Origin of the sequence: Arthrobacter sedimenti, from assembly GCF_042652025.1 — a bacterium.
Lineage (GTDB): Bacteria > Actinomycetota > Actinomycetes > Actinomycetales > Micrococcaceae > Arthrobacter > Arthrobacter sedimenti.
The window spans coordinates 96,248-110,680 of the sequence record NZ_JBHSDQ010000007.1 but is presented as its reverse complement, the minus strand read 5'-3'; the positions used below and the strand labels follow the sequence as shown (position 1 = coordinate 110,680).

The window sequence follows — 14,433 nt, the reverse complement described above, 5'->3', positions numbered from 1 at the left end:
GGACCCTATCCCTTTGGCAGGCGCAGCCTGGCCTCCCCTGTTCCGCACCGTCTATTTCCGCACCGTTCCATCCCGTTTTCGAAGGAAACCAATGCCGCACGCATCGCCCATCTCCCGCCGTTCAGTCCTGGGCGCCGCAGCCCTCGCCGTTTCCACGGTCCTGGCACTCACCGGATGCGTTGCAGGGGAAGGTTCCTCCGGCAGTGCGGCGGCGGCCGGCAACAGCAAAGGCGGTGGAACCCTGAACATCGACTTCGCCACGTACAACCCGCTGAGCCTGGTGATCAAAAAGCAGGGGTGGCTCGAGGCGAGCCTCAAGGAGCAGGGCGTCACCGTGAACTGGGTCCAGTCCGCCGGCTCGAACAAAGCCAATGAGGCGCTGCGCTCCGGGGCCATCGACGTCGGATCCACGGCAGGATCCGCGGCACTCCTGGCCCGTGCCAACGGTTCGGAAATCAAGACCATCGACATCTTCTCGCAGCCGGAGTGGGCAGCCCTGGTGGCACCGGCCGGCTCAGACATCAAGTCTGTGGCCGACCTCAAGGGCAAGTCCGTTGCCGCCACCAAGGGCACCGACCCCTACTTCTTCCTCCTGCAGGCACTGGAGCAGGCCGGACTGAAGCCAAGCGACGTGACCGTGCAGAACCTGCAGCACGCCGACGGCCGGACCGCCCTGGAAAACGGCTCGGTCCAGGCCTGGTCCGGGCTGGACCCGATCATGGCAGGGGCGGAGCAGAAGGGCGCCAAGCTCTTCTACCGCAACCTGGACTTCAACACCTACGGCTTCCTCAACGCCACCGAATCCTTCCTGAAAAACAAGCCTGAACTGGCCCAGGCCGTGGTGAACGCCTATGAAAAGGCCCGTGCCTGGGCAGCGCAGAACCCGGACCAGACCGCCCAGATCCTGGCCGACGTCGCCGGCCTGGACCTCTCCGTGGCCAAGACGGTAGTCCTGGAGCGCAGCAACCTGGACGTCAACCCGGCACCGGGTGACGCGCAGCGCAAAGTATTGGAGAAGATCGGCCCCACTTTCGTGGAAACCGGCGACGTCAAGACGCAGAAGCAGATTGACGACGCCGTAGCCTCCCTTCTCGACGACTCGCTGGTGAAGAAGGCTGATCCGTCAGCCATCAAGGCCTCCTGATGAGCCATCAAGGAGAGCCCTACACCACCGGCGCAAGTGTTGCGGATGGGCGTGCTGCAGCCGCCACCGCAACCGCGGCAGACGCCGCCCATGCGGGTGCCGGCACGGCACGCGCTCCGGCACCGGGATGGTCTCCCGCCGGAGTCCGTTCCTGGAACTGGGCGCGTCTGCCCCTTGGCCTGATCATTCCGGCAGCCCTGCTGGCAGCGTGGCAGCTCGCCTCCACCAGCGGGATGTTCACCGTGGTCCAGCTGCCCCCGCCGGCCATGGTGCTGTCCGCTGCCGGCGAGCTCGTGGACCGTGGCGAACTGGGGACCCACATCGCCATCTCCACCCAGCGGGTCCTTATCGGATTCCTGGTGGGCGCGGCCCTGGGCCTGGTCCTCGGCGCAACCGTGGGACTGTCCAAGCTCGCCGATGCCCTGCTGGCACCCACCATCGGCGCACTCCGGGCAGTGCCGTCGCTGGCCTGGGTGCCGCTGCTGATCCTGTGGATGAAGATCGGCGAGGACTCGAAGGTCACGCTCATCATCATTGGCGCCTTCTTCCCGGTGTTCACCACCGTCTCCCTGGCGCTGCGCCACGTGGACCGCAACCTGGTGGAAGCCGCCCGCGCCTTCGGGCTCAAGGGGATCCGGCTGCTGACCACCGTGCAGTTGCCCGCCGTCGTCCCCGCCGTGTTCTCCGGCCTGCGCCTGGCCCTTGCCCAGGCCTGGCTGTTCCTGGTGGCGGCTGAGCTGATCGCCTCCTCCATGGGACTGGGCTTCCTGCTGATTGACTCGCAAAACAACGGCCGCACGGACCGGCTGCTCCTGGCTATCGTGATGCTGGCCGTGATTGGAAAGATTACCGACGCCCTGCTGGGCCTGGCCGAAAAATGGGCGGTGAAACGATGGGCTTGAGCGCCACCGAAACGTTGGACCTGAACGCAGGCGTGCACCCGGACAACGTTGCCTTTTGGGAGCAGCAGGCGCTGCGACTTGACTGGGACACCCCCTGGCATACCCCGCACCGCTGGATTCCGGCAGACGCCGGGGCGGGCCGCGGCCCGGAAATCACCTGGTTCGAAGGCGGCAAGCTCAACGTGGCCGCCAACTGCGTGGACCGGCACGTAGCCGCGGGGCGCGGCAACAAAGTGGCCCTCCATTTCGAAGGCGAGCCGGGCGACCGCCGCTCCATCACCTACGCCGAACTCCAGCGCGAGGTGTCCAAGGCAGCCAACGCCCTCCTGGCCCTGGGCATCACCAAGGGCGACCGGGTGGTCATCTACCTCCCGGTCATCCCCGAAACCATCATCATCACCCTCGCCGTGGCCCGCATCGGCGCCATCCACTCGCTGGTGTTCGGCGGCTTCTCGGCGGAGGCACTGAAGTTCCGGGTGGAGGACACCGGCGCCAAGCTCCTGGTCACCACCGACGGCCAGTTCCGCCGAGGCGTGGCCGTTCCCGTGAAGGACAACGCGGATGCAGCCGTCGCCGGGGACAATGCCATCGAGCACGTCCTGGTGGTCAACCGCACCACCCCGGCCACCGACCTGGCAACCGTCCCCATGACGGAGGGCCGCGACCTCTGGTGGCACGACGTCGTCGAAACCGCCGCGGACGTCCACGTTCCGGAGGCGTTCGACGCCGAGACGCCGCTGTTCATCATGTACACCTCCGGCACCACCGGCAAGCCCAAGGGCCTGGTCCACACCTCCGGCGGCTACCTCACGCAGGCGTCCTGGAGTTTCGAGCACTTGTTCAGCAACCCGGACCCTGCCCTGCGGGACCGGGACGTGCACTGGTGCACCGCGGACCTTGCCTGGGTCACGGCGCACACCTACGAGATCTACGGCCCGCTCTCCAACGGCGTCACCCAGGTGATCTTCGAGGGCACCCCGAACACCCCGCATCCGGGCCGGCACTTCGAGATCATCGAACGCTACGGCGTGACGCAGTACTACACAGCACCCACGCTGGTGCGTTCCCTCATGGGCTGGTTCCCGGACGGCGTTCCGGACACCTACGACCTGTCCTCCATCCGCCTGCTGGGCACCGTTGGGGAAGCGGTCAATCCGGAGGCCTGGCGCTGGCTGCGCGAGAACGTGGGCGCCGGCACCGCACCGGTGGTGGACACGTGGTGGCAGTCCGAAACCGGCGCCACGATCCTCTCCCCCGCGCCCACGGACACCAGCTTCAAACCCGGCTGCGCGGCACGCCCGCTGCCGGGCGTCAGCACCAGGATCGTGGACGACGGCGGCAGTACCGTTGCGCCGGGCGTCCAGGGAAACATCGTGGTGGACTCCCCCGGACCCGCCATCGCGCGCACCGTCTGGGGCAACCCCCGGCGCTACTTTGATTCCTACTGGAGCAAGTATGCGGACCAGGGCTGGTTCCTGGCCGGCGACGGCGCCAAATACGATGCCGACGGCGACATCTGGATCCTGGGCCGGGTGGATGACACCCTGAATGTTTCCGGCCACCTGCTCTCCACGATCGAGATCGAGTCCGCCCTGGTATCGCACCCGGACGTGGTGGAAGCCGGCGTCTGCCCGGTGGCGGACCCCAAGACGGGGCACGCCGTCGTCGCGTTCGTGGTGCTGAAGGCCGGTTCCCCGGCTGACTGTGCCCAGGAGCTCCGCAACCACGTCGCCAGGGAGATTGGCCCCATCGCCAAGCCGCGCGACGTCGTCGTGGTCCCTGACGTTCCCAAGACCCGCAGCGGCAAAATCATGCGCCGGCTGCTCACCCAGCTGTTCGAAGGAACGACCCTGGGCGACACCACCTCACTCCAGAACGAGCCGGCCATCGCCGGCATCCAGGACGTCCTGCGCCAGCGGGCCCTACCAAAGGAAGAATCATGACAGACACCAGCAACGTCGCACGTCTCTCCGAACCGCTCAAGTTCGCCTACTGGGTGCCCAACGTCTCCGGCGGCCTGGTGGTGTCCACCATCGAACAGCGCACCGGCTGGGACTTCGACTACAACAAGAAGCTGGCCCGGATCGCCGAGGAGTCCGGCTTCGAGTACGCCCTGACGCAGACCCGTTACGCCGCCTCCTACGGGGCGGACAAGCAGCACGAGGCTACCTCGTTCAGCCTGGCCCTGCTGGCCGCCACCGAACGGCTCAAGGTGATCGCCGCCGTCCACCCCGGCATGTGGCACCCGGGTGTGCTGGCGAAGTACATCATCACGGCGGACCACATCTCCAACGGCCGTTCCGCCGTCAACATCGTCTCCGGCTGGCTCAAGAGCGAGTTCACCAACTTCGGCCTGGAGTGGCTGGAGCACGACGAGCGCTACGTCCGCACTGAGGAATTCATCAACGTGCTGCGCGGCCTGTGGACCGAGCAGGAGTACAGCCAGTCCGGCAAGTACTACAACATCACCGACTTCACCCTGAACCCCGCTCCCGTGGACGTCCCGGGCCGGGCGCACCCGGAGATCTTCTTTGGCGGAAACTCGACGGCGGCCCAGGCCACTGCAGGCCGGGTGGCCGACTGGTACTTCTCCAACGGCAAGGACCTGGAGGGCTTCAAGGAGAACATTGCCGGCGTCGTCGCTTCGGCCGGTGAAGCCCGCCGCGGCACCCCGGGCCAGCTGGCCGCTCCGCGCTTCGGGCTGAACGGTTTCGTCATCGCCCGCGACTCGGAGAAGGAGGCCCGGGACACGCTCCGGGAAATCGTGCAGAAAGCCCACAAGCCGGCCGTGCAGGGCTTCCGGGACGCGGTCCAGGAAGCCGGGGCCTCCACCAAGGACGGCAAGGGTATGTGGGCCGACTCCACGTTCGAGGACCTGATCCAGTACAACGACGGCTTCAAGACCCAGCTGATCGGAACGCCGGAGCAGATCGCAGAACGGATCGTCGAATACAAGAAGATCGGCGTGAACCTGTTCCTCACCTGCTACCTGCACTTCCAGGAGGAGGTGGCCGCCTTCGGCCGGGACATCCTGCCGATCGTCCGCGAGCTTGAGGCGGACCTGGCCCGGAAGAACGGCACCGAGCTCGACCTGTCCAGCACCCCGGTTGCCGCCGAAGCGGTGGCTGTCTGATGGCTGAACGCACCTTCGGTTTCCGCACCCGCGCCCTGCACGCCGGCGGCACCCCCGACGCCGAGCACGGCGCCCGCGCCGTCCCCATCTACCAGACCACGTCGTTCGTCTTTAAGGACACCAACGACGCGGCCAACCTGTTCGCCCTGCAGAAGTACGGCAACATCTACTCCCGCATCGGCAACCCCACCGTCGCGGCGTTCGAGGAGCGCATCGCGTCCCTTGAGGGCGGAATCGGAGCCGTGGCGACGTCGTCGGGCATGGCAGCGGAGTTCATCACCTTCGCGGCCCTGACGCAGGCGGGAGACCACATCGTGGCAGCCTCCCAGCTGTACGGCGGCACCGTGACCCAGCTGGACGTGACCCTCCGCCGGTTCGGCGTGGACACCACCTTCGTCCCCGGCACGGACCCCGCAGACTACGCCGCGGCTGTCCAAGACAACACCAAGGCGATTTTCGTGGAGGCAGTGGCCAACCCGTCGTCGGAGGTCCAGGACCTTGCGGCGCTGGCAAAAGTGGCGCACGACGCCGGGATCCCCCTGGTGGTCGACGCCACCTTGAGCACGCCGTACCTCGTGCGGCCCATTGAACACGGCGCCGACATCGTGATCCACTCAGCCACGAAGTTCCTGGGCGGGCACGGCACCACACTGGGCGGCGTAGTGGTGGAAAGCGGCCGGTTCAACTGGGGCAACGGCAAGTTCCCCACCATGACCGAGCCTGTGGCTTCCTACGGCAACGTCTCCTGGTGGGGCAACTTCGGCGAGTACGGCTTCCTCACCAAGCTCCGCTCCGAGCAGCTGCGGGACATTGGCCCGGCCCTTTCGCCGCAGTCGGCGTTCCAGCTGCTCCAGGGTGTCGAAACCCTGCCGCAGCGGCTGGACGAGCACCTGAAGAACGCACAGGCCGTGGCCGAATGGCTGGAAAACGATGACCGGGTAGCCTACGTCAACTACTCCGGGCTGCCGTCGCACCCGCACTTCGAACGGGCACGCAAGTACCTGCCGCAGGGCCCTGGATCGGTGTTCTCCTTCGGGGTCAAGGGCGGCCGCGCTGCCGGCCAGAAGTTCATCGAGTCGCTGCAGTTGGCATCGCATCTCGCTAACGTGGGCGACTCCCGGACCCTGGTAATCCACCCCGGCTCCACCACCCACCAGCAGCTCAGTGCGGCCCAGCTTGAATCGGCGGGTGTGCCGGAGGATCTGGTCCGCATCTCGGTGGGCCTCGAGGACATCGAGGACATCCTGTGGGACCTGGACCAGGCACTCACCGAAGCGTCCAAAGCGGTGCCCGGAGCCATCGCTGAAGAACCCGCAGAAGCCTGCACGATCGGAGCAAACGCATGAGCACCGCCGAACGCACCTGGTCCGGCCCGTCCGCACCGGAGCGGCTTTCCCTGCTCCGGCAGGCGAAGTCCATTGCCATTGTTGGCGCCTCGGACAAGCCGTCCCGGGCCAGCTACTTTGTGGCCACCTACCTGCTGTCCTCCACCCGCTACAAGGTGTACTTCGTCAACCCGGTGGTCAAGGAGATCCTGGGCCAGCCCACCTACGCCTCGCTGGCGGACCTGCCGGAAAGCCCGGACATTGTTGACGTGTTCCGCAAGCACGACGACCTTCCCGGTGTCCTGGACGAGGCAGTGGCCGCGGGCGCGAAGACGCTCTGGCTGCAGCTGGGCTCATGGCATGAAGGCGTGGCAGCAGCCGCGGAAGCCGCGGGGCTCAATGTGGTGATGGACCGCTGCGTGAAAATCGAGCACGCGCGCTTCCATGGCGGACTTCACCTGGCCGGTTTCGATACCGGCGTGGTTTCCTCCAAACGCCAGGTCCTGGCGTAACGCTTCCCTTCGAAAGACGACAGCGGGCCCGTTGCCACGGGCCCGCTGTCGTCTTTAACGGTCATTTCGCGGGGAAGGCACCCTTCTGCGCGTTGCCCGGGTTCCCGCCCTGCGACTGGCCCTGTGTCTGGCTTTGGGGCTGGCCCTGCCCCGCATTGCCCGCGGAGCCTGCCGGCTTCTGCGCGCCGGCACCGGCTGTCCCCTGGGCCCCGGCCGGAGTACTGGCTGCCGGCGGTTCAGCCTTCGCCACTCCCTGCGAGCCCGGCCCTGCCGTCGTTCCGTCAGCCCCGGCCGGTCCCGCGTTGCCTTTGCCGCTGCCGGCTCCATTGCCCTGTGCAGCTGCCCCGGATGAACCGTTGTCCCCGGTCGCCCCACACTTCGCTGTACCCTGTTCGGCGGCAAGCCTCACCGGGCTGGTGCACGGCGGGAAGTTTCCGGACAGGCCCGCATGACCCCGCAGGAGCCGGGACGCCGGATTTGCGGCGTCGGCAGCCGCGCCGGGCGCAGCGGTTGATGCGGGTTCACCGTCTGCCGCCGCTTGAGGCGCGCGGTAACCCGGGCTGGCCGCCCCGGCACCGTCCCCGGCGGCTGACGCGTCGGCGGCAGGCCGGCTCCACGGTGCCCACTCCTCCAGCACCTGCTCGATGGCGTTGCCCCCGGGAGCGGTGGTGCTGGCAGCAACTCCACCAACGCCGAGTCCCATCCCGGCCACCAGGACCAGGCCCAGCGCCGTAGGGCGGTGGCGGCGACGGCGGCGGGCAAGTTCGTCCTGCGGCTGGACGCCTGGCTCCTCCTGCGGCGGGCCACCTGGCTGCTCTGCATCCGGCTCACCCGAATCAGGCACTTCAGCCGTTGGCGGCACACCTGCAGCAAGCAATGCGGCCAACTCCCCGGTGGGAGCGGGTACGGGCAGCGATGCCATGGTGCCGAGCGAGAGCAGGGCGTCACGAAGTTCCGCGTCCTGGCCGCAGCCTGCGTCCTGGAGCATGTCGTCCACAAGGGTGGCGAGGTTATCCGAGGCGGATGTCATGGCGTGAGATACTCCTTCACTGCCTTAAGTTCCCGGAGTTTGAGCAAGGCGCGCCGCTGGAGCTGTTTCACCGCACCGGCGCTCTTATCCATGGTTTCCGCTGTCTGTTCTATGGAAAGGCCGCCCACCAGCCGAAGCGACAGCACTTCCCGCTGGTCCTGGGGCAGTCCGTCCAGCAGCCCAAGGACTTCCCGGGGCGAGATGCGCCGCAGGGCTTCCTTCTCCGCGGAGGTATCTTCGCGCTGGTCGAGTTCGGGCTCGAAGGACAGCTTGACCGGAGTCCGGCTTTGGCGGCGGTGGTCATCCACCATCCGGGCATGGGCAACGGAGAAGATAAAGGTCTTCAGCCCGGCTTCTCCTCCATGGACGGTGTCGAGCCTGGGCAGCACCGAAAGGAACACTTCCTGCATGGCGGCCTCCGGATCCTCGACTCCCCGGGCCGTGAGATAGCCCAGTACCTGTGATGCGTATGTCCTGTAGACGAGGCTGAAGGCAGCGGTACCGGAAACTGGCTGGTCCGGAGCCTCATCTGTCTGTGCATCGGTCACTGACGTAGTGCTTTCCGTCAAAGAGGGTGTTGGCAAGGCAAGCGCTCAGTACATCCGGAACGCTGGCCCCCACTCTACCCTCCGGTAACCACCCTGCCGGAACGCCACGGTGCCGGGTACGGTCCGGTGCGGGGTCAGGCGGGGAAGCTACCCACGGGGAAAGATAAAAGAGCCGGCCTGGAACGTGATGGGGGACAGGTTCCAGACCGGCACTTCATAGGGGTAATCGCCAACGCTGCAGTCAGGGTTACGCGTTTTCAAAAAAACTTTCAAAAGTTTTTTCAGCGGGCTGCTGTCCTGGTCCACCGCGGGGACGTCGCTTGCCGTCGGGGCGCCTTGGCCAGTGCGAATGCGTGCAGCCTGACGGGCAGGCGCTCTTCGCCGCAGACGGGCACGACGACGGCCCGCGGCTCCGCGGCACTCGCGGCAGCGGGCGGGGTTCCGTGACGGTTTACCGCTTCGCCGGGACGGGTTACGGCTCCCGCGGGGCACAGATCGGTGACCAGGCCGGTGCCGGCACATTCCCGCACCGCGGCGATCCCGGCCGCCACCGATGCCTTATCTTCGTACGGGCCTGAGATCGCGATTACTCCCCCGTCAGGAGCCAGGAGCCGGAACCGGAAGAATGAATCAGCGTCGATGAATGCTTCGAATTTTCCAGCCATGACAGTCCTTCCTTGGGCACCAGGGGGTACTACCGAGTGTGGCTGCCACGCCAGCCGCCTCACAAGACCGGCCGCGTTAAGCCTGTGTAAATTGCTTCCACCCCAGCACCAAAGCAAACGGCAGGCCACCTGCAAAGGTGGCCTGCCGCCGTCGTCATGCTGCGCTCTAAGCGCGGGTTAGTCGTTGATGAGGTCGTTGACCACAATCGTCTGGTCCCTGTCCGGGCCAACGCCAATGGCAGAGAACCGGGTGCCGGAGAGCTTCTCCAGCGCCAGCACGTAGTTCCGCGCGTTCTCCGGCAGGTCCGCAAGGGTCCGGGCGCCGGTGATGTCCTCGGTCCAGCCGTCGAAGTACTCGAAGATCGGCTTGGCGTGGTGGAACTCGGTCTGCGTCATGGGCATTTCGTCGTGCCGGACTCCGTCCACGTCGTAGGCCACGCACACGGGGATCTGTTCGATGCCGGTGAGCACGTCCAGTTTGGTCACGAAGTAGTCCGTGAAGCCGTTGACGCGGGAGGCGTGGCGGGCCAGGACGGCGTCGTACCAGCCGCAGCGGCGCGGCCGGCCGGTGTTGACGCCGAACTCACCGCCCGTCTTCTGCAGGTACATGCCCATCTCGTCGAAGAGTTCCGTGGGGAAGGGGCCGGCGCCAACGCGGGTGGTGTAGGCCTTGATGATGCCGATGGAGCGCGAGATCCGGGTGGGCCCGATGCCGGAGCCAACCGATGCGCCGCCTGCGGTGGGGTTGGAGGAGGTGACGAACGGGTAGGTGCCATGGTCCACATCGAGGAACGTCGCCTGGCCGCCTTCCATGAGGACCACCTTGCCTTCGTCCAGGGCGGAGTTCAGGACCAGGGTGCTGTCGATGACCAGCGGGCGGAGCCGCTCGGCGAAGGACAGGAAGTACTCCACGATCTCGTCAACCACCACGCTGCGGCGGTTGTAGACCTTGACCAGGAGTTCGTTCTTCTGGCGCAGCGAGCCTTCCACCTTCTGGCGGAGGATGGATTCGTCAAAGACGTCCTGGACGCGGATGCCCAACCGGGCAACTTTGTCCATGTAGGCGGGGCCGATGCCGCGGCCCGTGGTGCCGATGGCACGCTTGCCGAGGAATCGCTCGGTCACCTTGTCCAGGACCTGGTGGTACGGGGCCACCAGGTGGGCGTTGGCGGAGACGCGCAGCCTGGACGTGTCGGCGCCACGGGCCTGCAGGCCGTCGATTTCCTGGAAGAGTGCCTCGAGGTTCACAACGCAGCCGTTGCCGATGATGGGAACGGCATTGGGGCTGAGAATGCCTGCCGGCAGCAGCTTGAGTTCGTACTTTTCACCGCCCACGACGACGGTGTGCCCGGCGTTGTTGCCGCCGTTGGGCTTGACGACGTAGTCAACACGGCCGCCCAGCAAATCGGTGGCCTTGCCTTTTCCTTCGTCGCCCCACTGGGCTCCTACGATCACAATTGCTGGCATGGGATCCTCCCCCATTCGTTCGGGCTGCCCGGGTCCGGCCACCAGGTGGCAGGCCTATGCAGCGCCGTTCATGAGAATGCCCCGAACATACCGGCCTTCGCGCGGCCGCAGCACGGCACGGCGAAGGAAGAGTCCCGGGGCTCTTACCACCCAAGTTTAGCCGATGGGGCACTTTGTCCACCGTTTGGCCCGCCGCTGCCCTTCAGGCGTATAGGGCAGCGGCGGCCCTTGGCGCGCTATTCGTCGTCCGCCTCCCCGGCGGGCCGGGACGTCTGCTCGGCGAGGGTGTCCCAGAAGGAGGTGTCGGCGTCGGCAATGGAACCGTCCGCAATGGCGGCGGCGGTGGACGTCAGCGTGGTGACCGTCTGCTTGATCAGGTAGCCGTTGCTGCGCTGGCCCAGCGCGTAGCCGTCCAGGTAGTGGTCGGACATGCCGCGCATCTCGAAGAGCAAGGTGGCGATGCCGTATTCCACGGAGATGCCGTTGCGGCTGATGGTCTCGGCGCTGCCGCCCTGGTACTTGCCCAGGTGGCCCCAGCCGGTCGAGTCGACGTTGTTGAAGACCACGGCGCCCAGCTGCTTCGACTTTTCGACGACGGCGGGATCTGCGTTGGGAGTGGTGGGGTACAGGATGGAGCCGGAGACCAGCTTGCCGTCACGCTCGGCGCGGGTGCCCTGGTGGTGCAGGTCGATCATGTAGTCGATCCGGTACTTGCGCATCACGTTGTTGTGCAGCGCCTGGGTTTCCGGCTGGACCTTGGCCACGTGGTCGCGGTTCAGGTCCACGCCCTGGGCGTTGTAGCGGGTGAGGTGCCGGTCCCCCTTGGCGAGGTAGTTGTCCAGGGAGAAGTTGACGTCCCCCATGGCGCCATCCGCGTTAAGCATGGGCACCACCAGGATGTTCACGCCTTTGAGGATGTCCGCCGATTTGCCGGTGCCCAGGTGCTTGATGAACTCCATGGCGCCCTCGGTGGTGAGCTGTTCGTTGCCGTGCTGCTGGGTCAGGTAGAGGATGGTGGGCTTGGCCGGATCGGAAATGTACTTGACCAGGTGGATGTCGCGGCCCTTCACGGTCTGGCCGATGACTTCCAGTTCCATGGCGGGCTGCTTGGCGTCCTGGTCCTTCAGGAAGGAAACCATCTGGTCATAGGTGGCCAGTTTTGTTGTGGTGATCTGGCCGTTGCCGTCATAGCCGGGGCCTTCGCCCACTGCGATGGCCAGCGGCGCCGGTCCGGCCACGACGGCGAGCGCCAGGGCGCCGGAAAGGGCAAGGTTCCTGAAGGTTGCCAGGGATTTGTTCACGGTGAATGACCTCTTCTTTGGGTGCGATGCGCTTCGTGCGAGTGGGCAGTCAGCCATCGTTTCCCTCATTTGGCTGTGACAAGAGCCAACCAAGCTGGACAGAATCTGTCAATACGCTGGACGAAAGCTGTAAGTACGCCAACAGCACAGAAGAAGTAAGCGCCGGCATCTGGTGCGACACAAAGCGGACAGGACTTGCCCAGACCCGCGCTTCTCGCTTTAAGTGAGAGGGAACCATCCGGAGCGGCCGAGAGACCTGGCTCGATGACGCCGCAGCAACCACGGTCCAGCAGGAGTCCTGCTGGCCGAAGGTGCTACTGCCAGGACCGATGGAAAGAGAGATTCCAGCATGTCCCTGAACACCGACCACATCCGCGTCACCCACGCCGGTTCCCTCCCCCGCACCCCGGAACTCATCGCAGCAAATGCGGCCAAGGAAGCCGACGGCATCACCCCGGAATTCCTTGATCTCCTCGAGGCCTCGGTGGTGGACATTGTCCAGCGACAAAAAGACCTGGGCGTCGACATCGCCAACGACGGCGAGTACGGCCACACCATGTCCACTTCCGTGGACTACGGCGCTTGGTGGAACTACTCGTTTTCCCGACTCGGCGGCCTGGAACCGACCAACGTGGACCGCTGGGCCGACTCGCAAGTCCACCGCTCCTCGCCGGGCCACATCGTCCTGACCTCCTTTCCGGACCGCCGCGACCGGCAGAAGTTCAACGACGCCTATAGCGATCCGTCCTCGGGCATCCTCTCAAACCGCAAGTCGGTCACCCAGCCCAAGATCGCCGGGCCGCTGACGTACACGGGCCAGGACCTTGTGGCGTCGGACATCAGGAACCTGAAGACCGGGCTGGCCGCTGCGGGCCTCTCCGACGGTTTCGTGGCCTCGCTTTCCCCCGGCTCCTGCGCCCGGGTGGCCAATGAGTACTACAAGTCCGACGAGGAACTGGTCTACGCCTGTGCCGACGCCATGCGGGAGGAATACAAGGCGATCATCGACGCCGGACTCACCGTGCAGCTCGACGACCCGTCCCTGGCCGAGAGCTGGGACCAGATCAACCCCGAACCGTCGTTGGAGGACTACCTGAAGTTCATCCAATTGCGCGTCGAGGCTACCAATTGGGCCCTCCGGGACCTTCCGCAGGAGCAAATCCGGCTGCACGTCTGCTGGGGTTCCTGGCACGGCCCGCACACCACCGACATCCCGTTCGCAGACATCATCGGCTCCGTGCTGCAGGTCAACGCCGGCGCCTACTCCTTCGAGGCTGCCAACGTGCGCCACGAACACGAATGGCGGATCTGGGAGGACACCAAGCTCCCCGAAGGCAAGGTGATCATTCCGGGCGTCGTATCGCACGCCACAAACGTCGTGGAGCACCCGGACCTGGTGGCGGACCGCATCGTCCGTTTCGCCGACGTGGTGGGCCGGGAGAACGTCATTGCCTCCACCGACTGCGGCCTGGGCGGCCGCGTGCACCCGCAGATTGCCTTCGCCAAGCTGGAGGCGTTGGGCGAGGGTGCCCGCCGCGCCACCAACCGGCTCTGGTAAATACGCCTGCAGTCCGGGCGCCGGCTGTTCCTTCCATCACCGGAAAGGGGCAGCCGGCGTTTCGCTTCCCGGGGCTTGCTAAACTGGGGAAGGCCGGCGAGGTCCGGCCCACCCCAACCAACCGCTGCTGATGCGTTGCGCCTGCCCGCGCCCTCATCTGCCGGCGGCAGCAACGCCAATCCCCGCAGGAGAACCAGCACTTCATGACAGCCCTGGCCCCCGAAACATTCCACGAACAGCTCATGAGCCGCCGCTACGAACCCAGCGTGGCAGCCGTCAACGAACTGTGCGATTCCCTGCGGGAGACCAAGCCCGGAACCGTGGTCCCCTACGTGGATCCGATGCACGACGTTGAAGAATGCCGCATTGTCAGCCTCTACTCCAACATCGGTGAGGCGGATCCGTCCGGCTTCATCACCGCCGGCGACCAGGACGCCGCCACCCGTATGCTGGGCATCCAGTGGAAGCTGGGCCTGCGCCCCGAGTTCGTGATGCCGTGGAACGTCCACCCCTGGCACGTTCCCGGCGAACCCAACGGCAAGTTCACCCCGGACCAGGTTCAGGCCGGCCTGAAGCCCCTGCTGAAGTTCCTGGCCCTGGTGCCCCGCGCATCGGTCATCGTGGCGCACGGCACTGAAGCCAACCGCCTGGCCAACCTGCTGCTGAAGACCGAGGTGCCCCTGCTGTGGCGCCGCGGCCTGAAGACCTACAAGGTCCGCTCGCTGAGCGGCCGCGCGTTCGCCGGTTCCCCTGCACGCCAGGAGGAGTTCCTCGAAGACATGCGCACGGCCTACGCCGACGCCATGGCCCGCACCGGCATCGCCAAACCTTAAACGAACGACGGCGGG

The 14,433-nt window shown here is 66.2% G+C and carries 13 protein-coding genes and 1 riboswitch; of the genes, 8 read left to right on the top strand and 5 right to left on the bottom strand.

Features of this window, described 5'->3' with window-relative positions; genetic code table 11:
• The first annotated feature begins 91 nt into the window (after nucleotides 1-91).
• The 6 genes from ACFO0G_RS15960 to ACFO0G_RS15935 are packed head-to-tail and all read left to right on the top strand — an operon-like array spanning nucleotide 92 to nucleotide 7,016.
• Complete coding sequence (locus tag ACFO0G_RS15960; RefSeq protein WP_376978815.1) at nucleotides 92-1,144, top strand: aliphatic sulfonate ABC transporter substrate-binding protein; 1,053 nt, start codon at nucleotides 92-94, stop codon at nucleotides 1,142-1,144.
• On the top strand, nucleotides 1,144-2,046 hold the full coding sequence (locus tag ACFO0G_RS15955) for an ABC transporter permease (protein ID WP_376978813.1): 903 nt from the start codon (nucleotides 1,144-1,146) through the stop codon (nucleotides 2,044-2,046). The genes ACFO0G_RS15960 and ACFO0G_RS15955 overlap by 1 nt, the downstream gene beginning before the upstream one ends.
• Nucleotides 2,037-3,989, top strand: a complete 1,953-nt coding sequence (gene acs, locus ACFO0G_RS15950) for an acetate--CoA ligase (protein WP_376978958.1) — start codon at nucleotides 2,037-2,039, stop codon at nucleotides 3,987-3,989. Before ACFO0G_RS15955 ends, acs begins: the two co-directional genes overlap by 10 nt.
• Nucleotides 3,986-5,179 carry a dimethylsulfone monooxygenase SfnG gene (gene sfnG, locus ACFO0G_RS15945; protein WP_376978811.1) on the top strand — a complete coding sequence of 398 codons (1,194 nt, stop codon included), beginning with the start codon at nucleotides 3,986-3,988 and terminating at the stop codon, nucleotides 5,177-5,179. The genes acs and sfnG overlap by 4 nt, the downstream gene beginning before the upstream one ends.
• A complete protein-coding gene (locus ACFO0G_RS15940) occupies nucleotides 5,179-6,525 on the top strand; it encodes an O-acetylhomoserine aminocarboxypropyltransferase/cysteine synthase family protein (RefSeq protein ID WP_286401511.1) in 1,347 nt (448 codons plus the stop codon). Before sfnG ends, ACFO0G_RS15940 begins: the two co-directional genes overlap by 1 nt.
• The gene (locus ACFO0G_RS15935; protein WP_286401510.1) at nucleotides 6,522-7,016 is read left to right on the top strand and encodes a CoA-binding protein; all 495 of its coding nucleotides are present in this window, start codon (nucleotides 6,522-6,524) and stop codon (nucleotides 7,014-7,016) included. Before ACFO0G_RS15940 ends, ACFO0G_RS15935 begins: the two co-directional genes overlap by 4 nt.
• Nucleotides 7,017-7,077: 61 nt before the next feature.
• On the opposite strand, the gene ACFO0G_RS15930 is transcribed toward ACFO0G_RS15935, so the two are convergent.
• The 5 genes from ACFO0G_RS15930 to ACFO0G_RS15910 form a co-directional block, all read right to left on the bottom strand.
• Complete coding sequence (locus ACFO0G_RS15930) at nucleotides 7,078-8,046, bottom strand: hypothetical protein (protein WP_376978808.1); 969 nt, start codon at nucleotides 8,044-8,046, stop codon at nucleotides 7,078-7,080.
• Entirely contained in the window at nucleotides 8,043-8,594 is a 552-nt protein-coding gene (locus ACFO0G_RS15925) for an RNA polymerase sigma factor (protein WP_286401505.1), read from the bottom strand. The genes ACFO0G_RS15930 and ACFO0G_RS15925 overlap by 4 nt, the downstream gene beginning before the upstream one ends.
• 281 nt (nucleotides 8,595-8,875) lie before the next feature.
• Complete coding sequence (locus ACFO0G_RS15920) at nucleotides 8,876-9,259, bottom strand: YegP family protein (protein WP_286401503.1); 384 nt, start codon at nucleotides 9,257-9,259, stop codon at nucleotides 8,876-8,878.
• 177 nt (nucleotides 9,260-9,436) lie between these two features.
• Nucleotides 9,437-10,726 carry an adenylosuccinate synthase gene (locus tag ACFO0G_RS15915; protein WP_286401502.1) on the bottom strand — a complete coding sequence of 430 codons (1,290 nt, stop codon included), beginning with the start codon at nucleotides 10,724-10,726 and terminating at the stop codon, nucleotides 9,437-9,439.
• Between the two features lie 236 nt (nucleotides 10,727-10,962).
• Nucleotides 10,963-12,027, bottom strand: a complete 1,065-nt coding sequence (locus tag ACFO0G_RS15910) for a M14 family zinc carboxypeptidase (RefSeq protein WP_286401500.1) — start codon at nucleotides 12,025-12,027, stop codon at nucleotides 10,963-10,965.
• Between the two features lie 231 nt (nucleotides 12,028-12,258).
• A riboswitch (SAM riboswitch) is annotated at nucleotides 12,259-12,363 on the top strand.
• 13 nt (nucleotides 12,364-12,376) lie between these two features.
• Here ACFO0G_RS15910 and ACFO0G_RS15905 point away from each other — a divergent pair.
• On the top strand, nucleotides 12,377-13,585 hold the full coding sequence (locus ACFO0G_RS15905; protein WP_286401499.1) for a cobalamin-independent methionine synthase II family protein: 1,209 nt from the start codon (nucleotides 12,377-12,379) through the stop codon (nucleotides 13,583-13,585).
• Nucleotides 13,586-13,788: 203 nt separating this feature from the next.
• Nucleotides 13,789-14,418, top strand: a complete 630-nt coding sequence (locus ACFO0G_RS15900; RefSeq protein WP_286401498.1) for a uracil-DNA glycosylase family protein — start codon at nucleotides 13,789-13,791, stop codon at nucleotides 14,416-14,418.
• The last annotated feature ends 15 nt before the right edge of the window (nucleotides 14,419-14,433 follow it).

Excerpts from the sequence above, each read along its gene's own strand:
- sfnG (WP_376978811.1), top strand. The coding sequence starts at position 3,986 with ATGACAGACACCAGCAACGTCGCACGTCTCTCCGAACCGCTCAAGTTC.
- ACFO0G_RS15905 (WP_286401499.1), top strand. The coding sequence starts at position 12,377 with ATGTCCCTGAACACCGACCACATCCGCGTCACCCACGCCGGTTCCCTC.
- ACFO0G_RS15930 (WP_376978808.1), bottom strand. The coding sequence starts at position 8,046 with ATGACATCCGCCTCGGATAACCTCGCCACCCTTGTGGACGACATGCTC.
- ACFO0G_RS15920 (WP_286401503.1), bottom strand. The coding sequence starts at position 9,259 with ATGGCTGGAAAATTCGAAGCATTCATCGACGCTGATTCATTCTTCCGG.
- ACFO0G_RS15940 (WP_286401511.1), top strand. The coding sequence starts at position 5,179 with ATGGCTGAACGCACCTTCGGTTTCCGCACCCGCGCCCTGCACGCCGGC.
- ACFO0G_RS15955 (WP_376978813.1), top strand. The coding sequence starts at position 1,144 with ATGAGCCATCAAGGAGAGCCCTACACCACCGGCGCAAGTGTTGCGGAT.
- ACFO0G_RS15915 (WP_286401502.1), bottom strand. The coding sequence starts at position 10,726 with ATGCCAGCAATTGTGATCGTAGGAGCCCAGTGGGGCGACGAAGGAAAA.
- ACFO0G_RS15900 (WP_286401498.1), top strand. The coding sequence starts at position 13,789 with ATGACAGCCCTGGCCCCCGAAACATTCCACGAACAGCTCATGAGCCGC.
- ACFO0G_RS15960 (WP_376978815.1), top strand. The coding sequence starts at position 92 with ATGCCGCACGCATCGCCCATCTCCCGCCGTTCAGTCCTGGGCGCCGCA.
- acs (WP_376978958.1), top strand. The coding sequence starts at position 2,037 with ATGGGCTTGAGCGCCACCGAAACGTTGGACCTGAACGCAGGCGTGCAC.
- ACFO0G_RS15935 (WP_286401510.1), top strand. The coding sequence starts at position 6,522 with ATGAGCACCGCCGAACGCACCTGGTCCGGCCCGTCCGCACCGGAGCGG.